General features: G+C 60.9%; 14 protein-coding genes. 6 read left to right on the top strand and 8 right to left on the bottom strand.

Annotated features, from left to right (window positions below; genetic code table 11):
* Nucleotides 1–6: 6 nt before the first annotated feature.
* The 5 genes from hycE to hycA all read right to left on the bottom strand — a co-directional run bounded on the left by hycE (nt 7) and on the right by hycA (nt 5622).
* Nucleotides 7–1716 carry a formate hydrogenlyase subunit HycE gene (gene hycE / locus ACR809_RS05400; protein ID WP_004151044.1) on the bottom strand — a complete coding sequence of 570 codons (1710 nt, stop codon included), beginning with the start codon at nt 1714–1716 and terminating at the stop codon, nt 7–9.
* A gap of 16 nt (nt 1717–1732) precedes the next feature.
* Entirely contained in the window at nt 1733–2656 is a 924-nt protein-coding gene (locus tag ACR809_RS05395; protein ID WP_004149485.1) for a respiratory chain complex I subunit 1 family protein, read from the bottom strand.
* Nucleotides 2657–2658: 2 nt separating this feature from the next.
* On the bottom strand, nt 2659–4485 hold the full coding sequence (gene hycC, locus ACR809_RS05390; RefSeq protein ID WP_004890213.1) for a formate hydrogenlyase subunit 3: 1827 nt from the start codon (nt 4483–4485) through the stop codon (nt 2659–2661).
* Nucleotides 4482–5090 carry a 4Fe-4S dicluster domain-containing protein gene (locus tag ACR809_RS05385; RefSeq protein ID WP_004151047.1) on the bottom strand — a complete coding sequence of 203 codons (609 nt, stop codon included), beginning with the start codon at nt 5088–5090 and terminating at the stop codon, nt 4482–4484. Before ACR809_RS05385 ends, hycC begins: the two co-directional genes overlap by 4 nt.
* Before the next feature lie 82 nt (nt 5091–5172).
* Nucleotides 5173–5622: a formate hydrogenlyase regulator HycA gene (gene hycA, locus ACR809_RS05380; RefSeq protein ID WP_002914925.1), complete on the bottom strand. Its 450-nt coding sequence runs from the start codon at nt 5620–5622 to the stop codon at nt 5173–5175.
* Between the two features lie 209 nt (nt 5623–5831).
* Here hycA and hypA point away from each other — a divergent pair, with 209 nt between their 5' ends.
* From hypA to flhA, 6 genes are all read left to right on the top strand, one after another.
* Complete coding sequence (gene hypA / locus ACR809_RS05375) at nt 5832–6176, top strand: hydrogenase maturation nickel metallochaperone HypA (RefSeq protein WP_122051092.1); 345 nt, start codon at nt 5832–5834, stop codon at nt 6174–6176.
* Between the two features lie 3 nt (nt 6177–6179).
* Complete coding sequence (hypB, locus tag ACR809_RS05370) at nt 6180–7052, top strand: hydrogenase nickel incorporation protein HypB (RefSeq protein WP_004890205.1); 873 nt, start codon at nt 6180–6182, stop codon at nt 7050–7052.
* Nucleotides 7043–7315 carry a HypC/HybG/HupF family hydrogenase formation chaperone gene (locus ACR809_RS05365; protein WP_002914934.1) on the top strand — a complete coding sequence of 91 codons (273 nt, stop codon included), beginning with the start codon at nt 7043–7045 and terminating at the stop codon, nt 7313–7315. The genes hypB and ACR809_RS05365 overlap by 10 nt, the downstream gene beginning before the upstream one ends.
* On the top strand, nt 7315–8436 hold the full coding sequence (gene hypD, locus ACR809_RS05360; RefSeq protein ID WP_004151048.1) for a hydrogenase formation protein HypD: 1122 nt from the start codon (nt 7315–7317) through the stop codon (nt 8434–8436). The genes ACR809_RS05365 and hypD overlap by 1 nt, the downstream gene beginning before the upstream one ends.
* Nucleotides 8433–9443, top strand: a complete 1011-nt coding sequence (gene hypE, locus ACR809_RS05355; RefSeq protein ID WP_122051091.1) for a hydrogenase expression/formation protein HypE — start codon at nt 8433–8435, stop codon at nt 9441–9443. The genes hypD and hypE overlap by 4 nt, the downstream gene beginning before the upstream one ends.
* Before the next feature lie 236 nt (nt 9444–9679).
* The gene (gene flhA / locus ACR809_RS05350) at nt 9680–11752 is read left to right on the top strand and encodes a formate hydrogenlyase transcriptional activator FlhA (RefSeq protein ID WP_004185384.1); all 2073 of its coding nucleotides are present in this window, start codon (nt 9680–9682) and stop codon (nt 11750–11752) included.
* Nucleotides 11753–11805: 53 nt separating this feature from the next.
* On the opposite strand, the gene ACR809_RS05345 is transcribed toward flhA, so the two are convergent.
* The 3 genes from ACR809_RS05345 to ACR809_RS05335 are packed head-to-tail and all read right to left on the bottom strand — an operon-like array spanning nt 11806 to nt 16799.
* Nucleotides 11806–13206 carry a glycoside hydrolase family 1 protein gene (locus ACR809_RS05345; RefSeq protein ID WP_002914970.1) on the bottom strand — a complete coding sequence of 467 codons (1401 nt, stop codon included), beginning with the start codon at nt 13204–13206 and terminating at the stop codon, nt 11806–11808.
* A gap of 50 nt (nt 13207–13256) precedes the next feature.
* Nucleotides 13257–15449, bottom strand: coding sequence for a CBM35 domain-containing protein (locus ACR809_RS05340; protein ID WP_060568155.1), 2193 nt, complete (start codon nt 15447–15449; stop codon nt 13257–13259).
* A 12-nt stretch (nt 15450–15461) separates the two neighbouring features.
* A complete protein-coding gene (locus tag ACR809_RS05335; protein WP_002914972.1) occupies nt 15462–16799 on the bottom strand; it encodes a maltoporin in 1338 nt (445 codons plus the stop codon).
* Nucleotides 16800–16924: the final 125 nt, after the last annotated feature.

Below are 16924 nucleotides of genomic sequence, written 5' to 3'. Positions count from 1 at the left end.
GATTCCTTATTTCAGCGGCGAGTTTTTACGCTCGATGCTGTAGCGCTCCAGCTCTTTGTATGGCACCACTTTGCTCTTCTTCTTGCGTACATCGACCACGGTCATGCGGTCAGTACAGGAGTAGCACGGGTCGAGGCTGCCGATGATCAGCGGCGCATCGGAAACGGTGTTGCCGCGCAGCATATAGCGCAGGGTCGGCCAGTTGGCGTAAGTCGCCGCCCGGCAGCGCCAGCGATACAGTTTCTGGTTGTCGCCGGTCATGCTCCAGTGGATATCGTCGCCGCGCGGCGCCTCGGAGAAGCCCAGCGCGAAGCGGTGCGGAATATAGGTGAACCCCTCCACCATCAGCGGGCCGCCCGGCAGGTTATCGAGACCGAAATCAATCATATTCAGCGCGGTGTAAACCTCGTTGATCCGCACCTTGAGGCGAGATATCACGTCGCAGCCCTGTTCGCTGTGAACTTCCATCGGCAGCAGGCCGTAACCGACAAACGGGTGGTCGGCGCGGGTGTCGCGGGCGTGGCCGCTGGCGCGCACCATCGGGCCTACGTTGCTGAAGTCGCGGGCGATTTCCGGGTCCAGACGGCCAATACCGACGGTACGCTGTTCCATATTCGGCGTGCTGAGCAGCATATCCACCAGCTCCTGCACGTCGCGACGCATCTGCTGCGCCAGCTGACGGGTCTGGATCATGTCCTCTTTCAGCAGGTCGCGGCGGATCCCGCCGATCAGGTTCAGGCCGTAGGTTTTACGCGCGCCGGTAAGGATCTCTGCCATCTTCATCGAGGTTTCGCGCACGCGGAAGAACTGCATAAAGCCGGAGTCAAAGCCGGTAAAGTGGCAGGCCAGACCGAGGTTCAGCAGGTGCGAGTGCAGGCGTTCCACCTCCAGCAGAATGGCGCGGATCATCTGCGCCCGCTCCGGCACCACGATGCCCATCGCGTTCTCCACCGAGGTGGTGTAAGCGGTGCTGTGGGCGAAGCCGCAGATGCCGCACACCCGGTCCGACAGGAAGGTCACTTCGTTATAGCCCATGCGGGTTTCCGCCAGCTTTTCCATCCCGCGATGGACGTAGAACAGGCGGTAGTCGGCGTCGATAATGTTCTCGCCGTCAACGAACAGGCGGAAGTGGCCAGGTTCATCAGAGGTGACGTGCAGCGGGCCGATCGGCACCACGTTGTTTTTCTTGCTGCCGAGCTCGTTAATAAACTCGTAGGTTTCGGCGTCGGTGGTCGGCGCCGGACGCTGGCGATAATCCATGCTGTCTTTGCGCAGCGGATAGAGTTCGTCCGGCCAGTCGTCCGGCAGCACCAGCCGGCGTTCGTCCGGCAGGCCGACCGGCACCAGGCCGTACATATCACGCACTTCGCGCTCGCCCCATACCGCCGCCGGGACGCGCGGCGTCACCGACGGGTATTCCGGTTTGTTGGCGTCCACTTCCACGCGCACGGTGATCCAGCATTTGGTGCCCTGCTCCATCGACAGCACGTAATAGACCGCGTAGTGGCCGTTGAGCTTACGTTCATCGTTGCCGAACAGCACCGACAGCCAGCCGCCCTGCTGGTAGTAGAGAAACTCCACCACTTCCGGCAGGTAGTTGACCTTCACGGTGATGGTTAACTGGTCTTTAGTCTGCCAGGCTTCGTCCAGCACCACGCCGGGAAAGGCCTGGTGCAGCGCCGCAAGGTAGTGTTGACCGATTTTTTCTTCAGACATGCTCAAACTCTCTTAATCACGCCACCAGCAAGGAGACGAAAGCTAAAAAGGCGAAACCAAACCCGGCCCAGGTGACGCGGGAGGTGGCACAAAAACGCAGACGCGCCATGCTGTTTTCAAACAGCGCGATAATTAGCACCCCAACCACCAGCTTAACGATGGCGACCACCAGCGCCAGCAGCAGGCCGCCGACGCTGAAGCTGGTCATCTGGCCCCACGGAAAGAAGACCCCGACAAACATCTGCAGCACCACCAGCTGTTTGAGGCTGATGCCCCACTTCAGGATGCCAAAGCCGCTACCGCTGTATTCCGACAGCGGCCCTTCCTGCAGCTCCTGCTCCGCTTCCGCCAGATCGAACGGCAGTTTGCCCATCTCGATAAAGGTGGCGAAGGCGCAGGCGCATAACGCCAGAATCAGTGGAATGCTGCGCGCCGCCGGCCAGTGGTAAAGGGTATCGGTGATGGCGCTGATATGGGTCGAGCCGGCGACCTGCGCCGCCACCCACAGGCCCAACAGCAGGATCGGCTCCACCAGCACGCCGAGCATCGCTTCGCGACTGCTGCCCAGCGCGGTAAACGGGCTGCCGGTGTCCAGACCGGAAATGGCAAAGAAGAAACGGGCGATGGCGAACAGGTAGATCAGGGTGATGAGATCCCCCAGCACCGGCAGCGGGGAGTCTACCGTCACCACCGGCAGCGCGGTGGCGATGGTCAGCATCACGCCCACCATGACGTACGGCGTCAGGCGAAACACCCAGCCCGAGGCGTCAGGACCGACGCTCTGGCGGCCCAGCAGTTTCAGGATATCGCGATACTCCTGCAGTACCCCCGGTCCACGGCGGTTATGCAGCCGCGCGCGGGCGACGCGAACGATCCCGGACAACAGCGGCGCGACGGCAAACAGCACCAGCGCCTGTAGCAATGCAATTAACAGACTCATTCTCAGGCTCCTCGCGAAATGACAATCACCACCAGCACCGCCAGCTCAACCAGCGCGATCCCGCGTAGCAGCGCCGGCGCCGAGGCCGATTGCCAGCCCGGCACCAGACGCACCGGATTCAGCCAGTGACGCAGCTTCAGCAACGGCGCAAAGGCCTCTTTCACCGGCATGGCAAAGCCGTGGGCCGTTACCACCATCGACTGCTCGTGGTCGTAACCGCAGACCCACGCCGCGCCGCGCGAGCGCGCCGCCAGGCGATCGCCTTTAAAGAAGATCATCAGCAGGAACGGCAGCAGCGGGCAGGCAATAAGCAGCAGCGCGATCATCGGCTGCGACACCACGCTCGATACCTGAGCCTGCACCGGGAAGGCGCCGCTCACCAGCGGCAGCAGCCACGGCGCGGCGATGCCGCCAACGAGGCAGAAAACCGCCGCCAGCACCACGCTCAGGGTCATCAGCCAGGGGGCGCAGGTAGCGTTTTCCGCCTCTTTCGTCCGCGGCGCGCCGAGGAAGGTCACGCCGTAGACTTTCGCCATACACATCACCGCCAGTGCGCCAGTGATCGCCAGGCCAACGGCCAGTAGCGGCCCCAGCAGACGGCCGATAAACAGGTCGCCAGTGCTCATTTTGAAGAAGGATTGATAGATAACCCATTCGCCGGCGAAGCCGTTCAGCGGCGGCAGGGCCGCCATTGCCATCAGCCCCACCAGCATGGCGAGGGAGATCAGCGGCATTTTTTTACCGATGCCGCCCAGCTTCTCGATATCGCGATGACCGGTGCGGAACCACACCGCTCCGGCACCGAGGAACAGCGTGGTTTTGAACAGGCTGTGGTTAATCAGGTGATACATGCCGCCGATAAAGCCCAGCACCATCAGCGTGCTGTTGCGGGTCGCCACGCCGGTGACGAAGGCGCCCAGCCCCAGCAGGATAATGCCGATATTCTCCAGGGTGTGATAGGCCAGCAGGCGCTGAATGTTATGCTCCATCAGCGCATACAGTCCGCCGATAAAGGCGGTGATCATCCCCAGCGCCAGCAGCATCACGCCCCACCACAGCGGCGGCACGCCGCCGGCCAGCGAAACGGTCAGCATGCCGTACAGACCAACCTTCATTACCACCGTGGAAAACAGCGCGGCGGCCGGCGCGCTGGCCCCGGCGTGAGCCTGCGGCGCCCAGCCGTGCAGCGGGATCGCCCCGGCCAGCAGGGCGAACCCCACCAGACCCGGCAGCCAGAGCAGCGGGTTCTGCATCATATCCACCGCCTGAAGGTTGATCTGCGCCAGCTCGAGGGTGCCGTAGGTTGACCACACCAGCCAGCAGGTCCAGGCCATCAGTAGAGTACCGAGACGCCCCAGGGCAAACCACAGCTTACCGGAGGCGGCGCAGCCGGTGAGAAACGCCGCGCAGAGCGCCATGATCTCCGCCATCACCACCAGTGAACCGATATTGGTCACCACCACCGCGCAGGTCGCGGCGGCCAGCAGCAGGTTGACCAGCGGGCCGTTGGCCTTCACCTGCGGGTGGCGATGCCAGCTAATATTGAACAATGACACCGGCAGCGCCGACAGGCCGATGGCCAGCAGCCACAGCGCGTTGACGCCCCCCACCCGTATCGTCAGGTGGAGAAACTGCAGCATGCCGCCGTGGATCCGCTCCGGCATCAGCAGCGCGGCGCCGCCGGCGACCACCAGCATGGCGCTGGCCACCGCGCCGCCGATCCCGGCAATGGCGCCGCTGAGCGGTTTGCGCATGGCAAACAGAAAGGCCAGTACGGCGCTGGCGGCATACCACGCCACCGCCTGATTCACTAATCCAATTACACTCATTCCCTCTCCCCCTGTTGCGCCTGGAACAGCGACAAGTCGCCAAGGTCGGTATTAAAGGTCAGCTGGCGTTTACGCTTGCTGGCCTGGGCGATATCACGGCTATCCACCAGCATCAGCGCGTTGGTCGGACAGGTCCGCACGCAGGCCGGGCCCTGGTCATCGAAGTGGCAGAGGTCGCATTTCACGGCAATAGCGCGCACGCCCGGTACCCAGTCGAGCAGCGAGCTGACGCGCGCCGGCGCCGGCGGCGCGGGGGGCGCCAGCCGGGTATTGGCATTCGCCGGGATATCCAGCGGGCGGCTGCCGGAAAATTCAATGGCGCCGAACGGGCAGGCAATGCCGCACAGTTTGCAGCTTACGCACAGGCTCTCGTTGAGCTGGACCGCGCCATCGACGCGCTGGATGGCGTTAACCGGGCAGACGGTGGCGCAGGGAGCATCTTCACAGTGGTGGCACATCTGCGGTGCCGATTCTTTTTCATTACGCATCACCTGCAGCCGCGGCATAGCCTGCAGGCCGTGCTGGCGATGCGTCTCAGAGCAAGCGGCTTCGCAGGTGCGGCAGCCGATACAGACAGTGGAGTCAGCAATTACAAAACGGTTCACCGGGTCATCCTCGGGTGAAAGTCATTTTTGACGAAATCAGGTTGCGCAGGTGTCATTTTCGACACGTGTCGACACCTTACGATCAGTGGGTCAGCGCCAGATGGCTTAAATCCACCGGTTGGTCTTGTTCCATGGCGTCATACAGACGGTCATAGACGGTGGCGATAATCGCCAGATAGTGCTCCAGCACCTGGTCGCGGGAGCGGTTGCTGATGCGGCCGTCCACCGTGCCATCCATTGCGAGGGTGGCCTGAGCAATCAGATACTTATCACCGCCGTTTTTGTTTTCGACGTAGTACTCGATGGTGTGGCTGTTGAAGCCTTCCGCGAGGGCGACGAACACCTGAAAATGGCCGAACAGCACGAAGCACAGCTCTTTGTCCGGCGCGCAGCTCATCGCGTGATGCAGGCGGGCCTTCGACAAGGTGATCCCCTGAACCAGCGAGTTACAGTAGATGTGCCACTGCTCCTGCTGCTGCCGGTGACGGTCGGCGATGTAATCCGCCTTTTCACTTATTTCCCAAATAGTCATATCGGTTTCTCCGTAGCATGAGATGCACCCTCTAAGCATTTTTCATGCCATGTTTTATTTAATTGATTTAACTATGTTTTTTTATCAACCTCTGCCGATGCGACATGTCGATGACAGCCCCGGGGCGTCGACATCGACATTGACTGCCACGACGATTTCATTCTGGCATCGTTATTGCATAGAAGGCGCATCGCGATACGGAGGCGACTATGCACGAAATCACCCTCAGCCAGCGGGCGCTGGAAATTATTGAACAACAGGCGCAGCAGGCCGGCGCGCGGCGGGTTACCGGCGTGTGGCTTAAGGTCGGCGCATTTTCCTGCGTGGAAGCCAGCGCCCTGACCTTCTGCTTTGAGCTGGTCTGCCGCGGCACGCTGGCGGAGGGGTGTGAATTGCATATCACCGAACAACAGGCTGAATGCTGGTGCGATCGCTGTCAGCAGTACGTCCATCTTGTCTCGCAGCACATTCGCCGCTGCCCGCACTGCAATAACGACCAGCTGCAGATCGTGGCGGATGACGGCTTACAGATTCAGCGTTTAGAATTGGAGTAAATTATGTGTACAACATGCGGCTGTGGCGAAGGCAACCTCTATATTGAAGGAGACGAACGAAACCCGCATTCCGCGTTCCGCAGCGCCCCCTTCGCGCCCGCCCCACGCCAGACGATGACCATCACCGGTGTCAAAATCGACCACTTCGCCCCCACCCGCACGCCAGAGGGCGACCTGCATTACGGCCACGGCGAAGCGGGTACCCACGCCCCGGGGCAGAGCCAGCGGCGGATGCTGGAAGTGGAGATCGACGTGCTGGATAAAAACAACCGCCTGGCGGCACGCAACCGCGCACGCTTCGCTGCAAAACAGCAGCTGGTGCTAAATCTGGTTTCCAGCCCCGGCTCCGGCAAAACCACCCTGCTCACCGAAACCCTCACCCGGTTGAAAGGACGCGCCGACTGCGCGGTGATTGAAGGCGATCAGCAAACGGTCAATGACGCCGCCCGCATTCGCGCCACCGGCACCCCGGCGATTCAGGTCAATACCGGGAAAGGCTGCCATCTCGACGCCCAGATGATCGCCGACGCCGCCCCGCGCCTGCCGCTGGCTGACCGCGGCATTCTGTTTATCGAAAACGTCGGCAACCTGGTCTGCCCGGCCAGCTTTGATCTCGGCGAGCGCCATAAGGTGGCGGTGCTGTCGGTCACCGAAGGCGAAGACAAACCGCTGAAGTATCCGCATATGTTCGCCGCCGCCAGCCTGATGCTGCTCAACAAAGTCGACCTGCTGCCGTATCTCAATTTCGACGTTGAGCGGTGCCTGGCCTGCGCCCGCGAGGTCAATCCGCATATTGAAATTATTCTTGTCTCCGCCACCAGCGGCGAAGGCATGGAGCAGTGGCTCACCTGGCTGGAGACGCAGCGATGTGCATAGGCATTCCGGGACAAATTTGCGCCATCGACGGCGTGCTGGCGAAGGTGGAAGTTTGCGGTATTCAGCGCGACGTCGACCTGACGCTGGTCGGCGCCGTTGATGAGCAGGGCCAGCCGCGGCTCGGCCAGTGGGTGCTGGTGCACGTCGGCTTCGCCATGAGCGTCATTAATGAAGCCGAAGCCCGTGACACCCTCGAGGCGCTGCAAAATATGTTTGACGTGGAGCCGGACGTCGGCGCGCTGCTGTACGGCGAGGAGCGATAATGCGTTACGTAGATGAATACCGCGCCCCCGAACAGGTGATGCAGCTGGTGGCCCATCTTCAGCAGCGTGCTCGTCTGCTGCCGCACACCGCCGCGCGACCGCTGCGCATCATGGAGGTCTGCGGCGGCCATACCCATGCCATTTTTAAATTCGGGCTCGACCAGCTGTTGCCGGAGAACATCGAATTTATTCATGGGCCCGGCTGCCCGGTGTGCGTCCTGCCGATGGGGCGCATCGACGCCTGCATTGAGATTGCCAGCCGCCCGGGAGTGATCTTCTGCACCTTCGGCGACGCCATGCGCGTGCCGGGTAAAAACGGCTCGCTTCTGCAGGCGAAAGCCCGCGGCGCCGATGTCCGCATCGTTTACTCGCCGATGGACGCTCTGCGGCTGGCGCAGCAAAATCCGCAGCGCGAGGTGGTCTTTTTTGGTCTTGGTTTCGAAACCACCATGCCCGCTACCGCCCTGACCCTGCGTCAGGCGCGAGAGCGCAACGTCGATAACTTCTACTTTTTCTGCCAGCACATCACCCTGCTGCCGACCCTGCGCAGCCTGCTGGACCAGCCGGAGAACGGAATCGACGCCTTTCTCGCCCCGGGCCACGTCAGTATGGTGATCGGCACCGAGGCCTACGGCTTTATCGCCAGCGACTATCACCGTCCTTTAGTGGTCGCCGGTTTCGAACCGCTTGATCTACTGCAAGGCGCGGTGATGCTGGTTGAGCAGACAATAGCGCAGCGCAGCGATGTGGAAAATCAGTACCGTCGCGTGGTGCCGGATGAGGGCAACCCGCTGGCGCAGGCGGCGATGGCCGACGTCTTCCGCCTGGATGGCGACAGCGAATGGCGCGGCCTGGGGGTCATCAGCGACTCCGGCGTGCAGCTTACGCCAGCCTATCAGCGCTTCGATGCCGAGGCGCATTTTCGCCCGGCGCCGCAGCGCGTGTGCGACGACCCGCGCGCCCGCTGCGGCGAGGTGCTGACCGGCCGCTGTAAACCGCACCAGTGCCCGCTCTTCGCCAGCACCTGCAATCCGCAAAGCGCCTTTGGCGCGCTAATGGTCTCCTCTGAAGGGGCCTGCGCCGCCTGGTATCAATATCGCAGTCAGGAAAATGAAGTATGAAAAGCGTCCAGTTAGCCCACGGTAGCGGGGGACAGGCAATGCAGCAGCTGATCGGCGACCTGTTTATGCAGGCCTTCGCCAACCCCTGGCTGGCGGAGCAGGAGGATCAGGCGCGCCTCGATCTGGCGGCGCTCGCCGCCCAGGGGGACCGCCTCGCCTTCTCCACCGACAGCTACGTGATTGACCCGCTGTTCTTTCCCGGCGGCAATATCGGCAAGCTTGCCGTCTCCGGTACCGCCAACGATGTGGCGGTCAGCGGCGCCATCCCGCGCTATCTTTCCTGCGGCTTTATTCTCGAAGAGGGGCTGGAGATGGCCACCCTGGAAGCGGTGGTCGCCAGCATGGCCGACACCGCCCGGGCGGCAGGGATCGCCATCGTCACCGGCGACACTAAAGTGGTGCCGCGCGGCGCGGCGGATAAGCTGTTTATTAACACCGCCGGCATCGGCGCCATCCCGGCGGACATTCGCTGGGGGACGCAGCAGATTAGCGCCGGTGATGTGCTGCTGGTCAGCGGCACGCTGGGGGATCATGGCGCCACCATCCTTAACCTGCGCGAGCAGATGGGGCTGGACGGCGCGCTGTCCAGCGACTGCGCGGTGCTGACGCCGCTTATCCAGACCCTGCGCCCGCTGAGCGGAGTGAAAGCCCTGCGCGACGCCACCCGCGGCGGGGTTAACGCGGTCGCCCATGAGTTCGCCGCCGCCAGCGGCTGCGGCATCGAACTGCAGGAGGCAACGCTGCCGGTCAACGACACGGTGCGCGGCGTCTGCGAGCTGCTTGGTCTGGACGCCCTGAACTTCGCCAATGAAGGCAAGCTGGTGCTCGCCGTCGCCCGCGACGAGGCGGAAAACGTGCTGGCGCATTTGCGGTCTCACGCGTTAGGACGCGATGCGGCGATAATCGGCGAAGTGGTCGTCCGCCCGGGCGTACGTTCCGTTGGGCTGTACGGCGTGAAGCGGACGCTCGATCTTCCCCACGCCGAACCGCTGCCGAGAATTTGTTAACGACGGCGTCGGGTCCCGGATAGCGGCTGGCGCCTTATCCGGGCTACAAAACTGCGCGCACATGTAGCCCGGCTAAGCGCAGCGCGAGCCGGGAAAAAGCCAGCGTAATTATTTTGCCCAAACCAGCGGGCGCCCATGGATGGGTTAAAGCGGCAATAACCGCTTTATTAACATACTATTATTTGTACCATCATTTTCTTATGCGCCGCGTTGTCGGCGCGTTTTGGACGTAAGCAATGTCGTATACACCGATGAGCGATCTCGGCCAGCAGGGGCTGTTCGATATCACCCGGCTTTTATTACAGCAGCCCGATCTGGCCGCGCTAAGCGAAACCCTGACCCGTCTGGTGCAACAGTCCGCGCTGGCCGATGAGGCGGCCATCATCCTGTGGAACGCGGGTAATCACCGCGCGGCCAGGTACGCCTGCGATGAGGCCGGCCATCCGGTAAGCTACGAGGATGAAACCGTCCTGGCCCACGGTCCGGTGCGTCGCTTACTCTCCCGGCCGGATGCCCTGCATTGCGATCATGAAACCTTTGCCGACACCTGGCCGCAGCTTATCCGCAGCGGGCTCTATCGCCCGTTCGGATACTATTCGCTGCTGCCGCTGGCGGCGGACGGGCGGATCTTCGGCGGTTGCGAATTCCTCCGCCGTGACAACCGGCCGTGGAGCGAGAAAGAGTTCCAGCGGCTGCATACCTTCGCGCAGATCGTCGCCGTCGTCACCGAACAGATTCAGAACCGGGTCAGCAATAACGTCGATTACGATCTGCTGTGCCACGAGCGCGACAACTTTCGCATCCTGGTGGCGATCACCAACGCGGTGCTCTCGCGACTGGATATCGACGAGCTGGTCAGCGAGGTGGCGAAAGAGATCCATCGCTACTTCCGGATCGACGCCATCAGCGTGGTGCTGCGCAGCGACCGCAAGGGGAAGCTCAACATCTATTCCACGCATTATCTTGACGCCAGCCACCCGGTTCACGACCAGAGCGAGGTGGATGAAGCCGGCACCCTCACCGAGCGCGTGTTCAAAAGCAAAGAGATGCTGCTGCTTAATCTGCACGAACATGACACTCTCGCGCCGTATGAGAAAATGCTCTTCGAGATGTGGGGCAATAAGATCCAGACCCTGTGCCTGCTGCCGCTGATGTCCGGCAATACCCTGCTCGGGGTGCTTAAGCTGGCGCAGTGCGACGAACAGGTCTTCACCACCACCAATCTCAAGCTGCTGCGGCAGATCGCCGAGCGGGTGTCGATCGCTATCGATAACGCCCTCGCCTACCGCGAAATTCAGCGCCTGAAAGAGCGGCTGGTGGATGAGAACCTCGCCCTCACCGAGCAGCTCAATAATGTCGAGAGCGAATTCGGGGAGATTATCGGCCGCAGCGAGGCGATGAACAATGTGCTCAAGCAGGTAGAGATGGTGGCGCAGAGCGACAGCACCGTGCTGATCCTCGGCGAAACCGGCACCGGCAAAGAGCTTATCGCCCGCGCTATCCACAACCTCAGCGGACGCAACGGTCGGCGGATGGTGAAGATGAACTGCGCGGCGATGCCCGCCGGGCTGCTGGAGAGCGATCTGTTCGGCCACGAACGCGGCGCGTTCACCGGGGCCAGCGCCCAGCGTATCGGCCGCTTCGAACTGGCGGACAAAAGCTCCCTGTTCCTCGATGAAGTGGGCGATATGCCGCTGGAACTGCAGCCCAAACTGCTGCGCGTCCTCCAGGAGCAGGAGTTCGAACGTCTGGGGAGCAACAAGCTGATTCAGACCGACGTTCGATTGATCGCCGCCACCAACCGCGATCTCAAGCAGATGGTTATCGACAGGGAATTCCGCAGCGATCTCTACTACCGGCTCAACGTGTTCCCGATCCACCTGCCGCCGCTGCGCGAACGCCCCGACGATATCCCGCTGCTGGTGAAGGCGTTTACCTTTAAAATCGCCCGCCGCATGGGGCGCAATATCGACAGCATTCCGGCGGAAACCCTGCGCACTCTGACGCGTATGGAGTGGCCGGGCAACGTGCGCGAGCTGGAAAACGTTATCGAACGGGCGGTATTGCTCACCCGCGGCAACGTACTGCAGCTCTCCCTGCCGGAGCGGGATATCGTGGAAGCCCCGCGGACGCCGGCGGTCCTGCCTGAGGAAGGTGAGGATGAATATCAGCTGATCGTCCGGGTGCTGAAGGAGAGCAACGGCGTGGTGGCCGGGCCGAAAGGCGCCGCCCAGCGGCTGGGGCTCAAGCGCACCACGCTCCTGTCACGCATGAAGCGGCTGGGTATTAATAAAGACGAACTGGTGTAACCTCGCGCGCTCCCCCTTTCCGCGCCGGTGAGAGGGAGCGCTGGCGCAGCGCGCTATTTATCGCTGGTAAAACCGTTGCTGGTCGCCAGTTCGGCAAACCACAGCGCATTGCGTTTTATCTGTCGCTCGCCGGTCTCCAGATCCAGTCGCCAGAAGCCGTAGCGCCGTTTGAAGGCATTGATCCACGACCAGTTGTCGATAAACGTCCACTGGTGCACGCCAAAGCAGTTCGCGCCGTCGGCTATCGCCCGATGCAGCTGCACCAGATGCTCCTCCATCAGCTGGATGCGGAAAGTATCGTCTATCACCCCGTCCGCCCCGGGCTCGCCCTCTGATTGTCGATCCATCGCGATGCCGATTTCCGCGAGATACCACTTAATATTGCCGTAGTTATCGCGAATATTGGCGGCAATGTCATAGATCGCCTGCGGCAGGATCTCGTTGTTATCACGATAAGGATTAAAGCGGCCCTGCGGGTTCACCGCGTTTTCGAAATAGTATTCCGGGGTGAAATAATCGAGGTCATATTCGCTCTCACGCGCTTTTACCCGCCGCGGCACATAATAGTTTACCCCAAGAAAATCGATATCCGCGCTGAGGATCAACGCCGCGTCGTCTTTGCTGGTCGTCGGCAGGCAGTCGTGGGCGGCAAGGATCTCGCACAGCGCTTTGGGGAATTCATGTTTTACCAGCGGGTCAAGGAAGCTGCGGTTAAAAAACAGGTCGGCATACCCGGCGGCTTTTTTATCCGCGTCGCTGTCGGTGAGGGTATAGCTCGGGGTCAGGTTGAGCACCACGCCGATCTCGCCCGCCAGCGCCAGTTCACGATAAGCCGTTACCGCTTTGGCGTGCGCCAGCATAATGTTAAACGCCACCTGCGCCGCCAGCCGACCATCTTTCTTACACGGATAGTGGAAGTCGTACAGGTAGCCTCCCTCAACCGGCACAATCGGCTCGTTGAAGGTTATCCAGTATTTAACCTTATGGCCAAACAGGCTAAAGGCGGTGCGGGCAAAGCGGGCAAACAGCTCGGCTACGTGCGCCGATTCAAAGCCGCCGTACTGTTTCTGCAGCGCTTCCGGCATATCAAAGTGGTAGAGATTGATCATCGGCTCAATGCCGTTAGCGATCATCTCATCCAGATAGGCGTGATAAAAACGCACCGCGTCCGGGTCCGGCGCGCCGGTTTCCAAATCAGCGATCAGTCGTGACCACTGTATCGAGGTACGAAATGAGTTGAAGCCGGTCTGTTTCATCAGCGCCACGTCCTGCGGATACTGATGATAAGTATCACACACGGTCTGCGGCCCTACCTGCTGATAAAATCGCTCCGGCTGTTCGGCAAACCAACTGTCCCAGATGGAACGATGGCGCTTATTGGTGACCCCTTCCGTTTGCGGGCCGGACGCCGCCGCCCCCCACAGGAACCCTTGCGGAAACTGATACTGCTGCATAACCTCTCCTTCGAAAAAAGGCTGCGCCCGTCTGGCGCAGCCTGAACGTACTACTCAGCGACCACTTCGATCGATTTAATGAACATATAGCCCCAGTCGCCGGCGAAGCGGCCGAAGTCAATCTGATTGCTCCCGGCTTTAAGCGTCACCGGTATCCGCAGCTGCTGGCCCTGCTCATCCGTCTGCGGGAAGGCCACGGTCTGCGGAGCGCCCCCGTTGACGACAAATGAGTTCTGCTTACCGCCCCATTTGCCGTTGAAGGTTACATTGAGCAGGAACTGACCGCTCCACGGCGCCTGCACCTGCCAGCTGACCTTATCCCCCTCGTTGGCAAATGGGCCGAGGAAGCCGTCCTCGCCAACTGTCAGCGCGTCTTTATCACTCTTCATCACCGTCAGCCGCCCCTCAGCCACGCCATAAACTTCGCCGTGATAACGACAGAAATCCGCTGGCGCTTTCCCCGTCGCCTCGCCCACCGTCACGGTCACGGTTTTGCTGCTTTTCAACAGCCCATCGTCCGCCGTGAACGTCAGCGCATAGGTGCCTGGCGCCGTAAACCAGGCCCGGGTTTGAGCCCGATCGGCATGGCAGAAATGCACCTGGCCATCGCCGGCGTGCTGCCAGCCCACCTTAACCTCTCGCGACGGCAGGCCATCGTCCTGCCAGCTGGCCGTAAGCTCGACGCCCTGGTCCTGCGTGGTGGTTAGGGCCGGTTCCAGCGTGACAACCGGCGGCTGATTCTCCTCGCTATGCTGCACGCTAATCACATTGGAAGGGGCCGAACGACCACTCTCGTTTTTCGCCGTCACCCGGTAGTAATACGTGTGCCCGAGCTGAAGCTGACGATAATCGTCGCGGAACAGAACCATGGTTTCCGGATTCCATTCGTTAACGCCATCGGAGATATCCCGGCCCACCACCGTCCACGGCCCGGTCGGTGAGGCGGCGCGTTCGACATCGTAGCTGCGTCCTACCGCAGCGCCCATCCAGTTGATCGCGAAGGGCGAGGTGCTCTCGCGCAGCAAAGGCGCGTCCGGCTTCGGCAGCGGCGCCATCGTCTGCTGCCCGGCCATCTGCGCCGCGGCGGTGCGCACCAGATCGACCACCGCCTGCTCCTGGTTCGCTTCGCCTTCTTTGGCAAACCCCGGCAGGTGGTAGCTGTAGTGCCCGGTCGACTCCTTATGCCAGTAGAAGCCGCCGTCGTGACGATGGCCGCGGAAGCCCCAGATAAGCCCGCCGGCGGCTTGCGCCCCGTTGACCTCGCTGTGAACAATCGACTGCATAATGGCGTTCAGTTGATCCGCCGGCAGCAGGCCAAACTCGCCGACGAGATAGACTTTTTGTCCGCCGACGGCGCGCAGATCCTGCGTCACCTGCCCGGGATGGTTATTATCGGCATTGGTGTAATAGTGATTGCTGACGATATCCACATTGGGGTCGGTCAACGCAAAGGAATTGATTTTCTTATAGGTGCCATCCACCACCAGCTGATGAGGGGCCCACTTTTTAATCCACGCCGCGGTCTGATGCAGGAAATCGGCGTTGGTATCCTCCAGCTCGTTACCGGTTTCCCAGGCCATGATCGCCTTTTCATCATAATAGGCGCGGCCGGTGACGGTATTTGTCCGGGTGATAACCTGGCGGATCACATCCAGATAGGCTTTGAAGGTCTTGCTATCGGTCCGATAAAAGTCTTCCGCTTTTTCATGATAGAACGCCGCAAGCTGCTCGCGCCCGCCCCACCACCACCAGTGGTCGATAAACGGCAGGATCAGACGCAATCCCTGTTTATCCGCTTCGGCAATCATGTTGTCATACACCCGCATGGCTTTCTCATTCAGCCGCGGCATGCCGTCCGCCGTTTCCGGCGCCAGAATATGGGTCTCGCGCCCGCAGGCCTTATCAAATTCCTGCTGCACCGACAGCACGTAGACGCGCTGGGCTTTCGCCCCGGTTTGCACCATCGCCTGGATCCAGTTTTGCTGCTCCTGGGCCGTTGGCCATTTAAAGTATTGCCCCCAGCCGCGCGGGTCTGCCCTGCAGGGGCCGCGGGCGTCGTCTTCAATGCGGTGTAGCTCCGGCGCGTGGATCCCGGCGAAACGAAACACCTTGTCGCCGTCCTTGAGGGTGGCGCCGTCGCGAGTGATAAAGTGCGTAAAGTGCGAGCGCTCGGCGGCCAGCGCCCCGCCGGCCCCCAGCGCGGACAGCAGCCCCATCAGCAGCAGGTTTTTCATCGGCTTCATCGTTCTCTCTCCTTAGAACCAGACCTCGGCCTGTACGCCGAAGTTAACGGTGTCGGTAGAGCCACTGCGGGAATACCCGCCGGCGGTGATAGTATTGGTATCCCAGTTGTAGTTACCGTCTAATGCATCGGAGACACCTTTATCCCACTTCGCGTAGGTGACGAAGAAGCGCAGCTGCGGGCGTGCCCAGAAACCGGAGTCAAAGGTCAGGGTTGGCGCAACGGTGACTTTGGTCAGGCCGCCTTTGCCTTTGCCGTTTACTCCTTTGTAGTTTTTGTCATCCAGGTATTCGTAGCCCAGCTCGTACTGCATGGCAAAGTTGCGGGTGATCTGATGATAAGGGCGGATACCAGCGACCCACATCGAGCGTCCCCAGCCATTTTCATCTTCTGTCCACCAGCGGTAGTTTTTATCTTTCTGCCAGAAAGCGAAGGTCGAGATCTCCAGGTCGCCCATCGAGGCCACGCTATCCAGCACCACTCGCCAGGACTGGGTGTTTTCCAGGTTGGCCCAGCCCCAGCCGTTTTTACCCAGCGAGTCACCCGCCGCCAGCCCTTTCCCGTACTGCAATGCGAGGCGGGAGTATCCTCCGGTCAGACCATAGAAGCCGTCAAAGTTATAAATACCGGTCACGCCATAGCCCTTCTCGGCGGAAGTCGGATGGTTTTCGTTACGGTTCATGTGGTGGCCGATCAGCTCCAGATCGAAGCCTGTCCCCGCGATCTTTTTCAGCCACAGGTTGAGAGAATAGTCATCCGGGTAGCCCTGATCTCCCTTATCCACCGGGTAGGCTTTGGTTTCATCGGTGGGTGAAAAGGCGTACACCCCGGCGTCGAAGCGGGCGAAGCCGAGATCCATGTTGTCGAAGCCGCCTCCGGTGCCGTTGTACTGAATGTACTCCCAGTCGAACTGATGGCTGGAGGTGTTGGAGCTGCTATAGCGCTTACCGGCCCAGAAGGTCATCTCCGGCGCAAAATCCAGATTGCTCAACTCGGCGAACCCTTCACGAAACTGTACGTCATGGCCATCGTCATCCTGACAGTTCCAGTCGGAGGTGCATTTCGACTGGTGAGTGAGGTTGGCCTGCACTTTCGCCACCACGCCGCTGTCCGCCGTCAGCGTCACGGTCGGGATCAGTTCGATCTTGGTGTCTTCTTCGTTGCCCAGTCGCCACTTACCGTCTGGCATCAAGCCGACGGAGTCCGCGCGGTTGCCATCGGAGTTCGCCAGGATCCCGGAGCGGATATAGCCATGCAGCGCAAAATCATACTTCGGATCGGCGCAGGCCGGGCTGCTGGCCCCTGCCAGCGAGAGGAGAGCCAGAGGTATTGAGTGTTTCAGCTTTATCATTATTTTTTCCCACGTTATGTTTGTTAACACGAACCGATAACGGAGGGGAAATTTACGGATCAAAAACGGAAATGTACATCCACTCACGGAAAGCGCTTTCCATAATTGCCTATCTGGTTCACAAA

Source organism: Klebsiella sp. CD33, from assembly GCF_051992865.1.
GTDB classification, from domain to species: Bacteria; Pseudomonadota; Gammaproteobacteria; order Enterobacterales; family Enterobacteriaceae; genus Klebsiella; species Klebsiella pneumoniae.
Note: the sequence above shows the minus strand (reverse complement) of the source record. Positions and strands in the feature narration are given on the sequence as shown.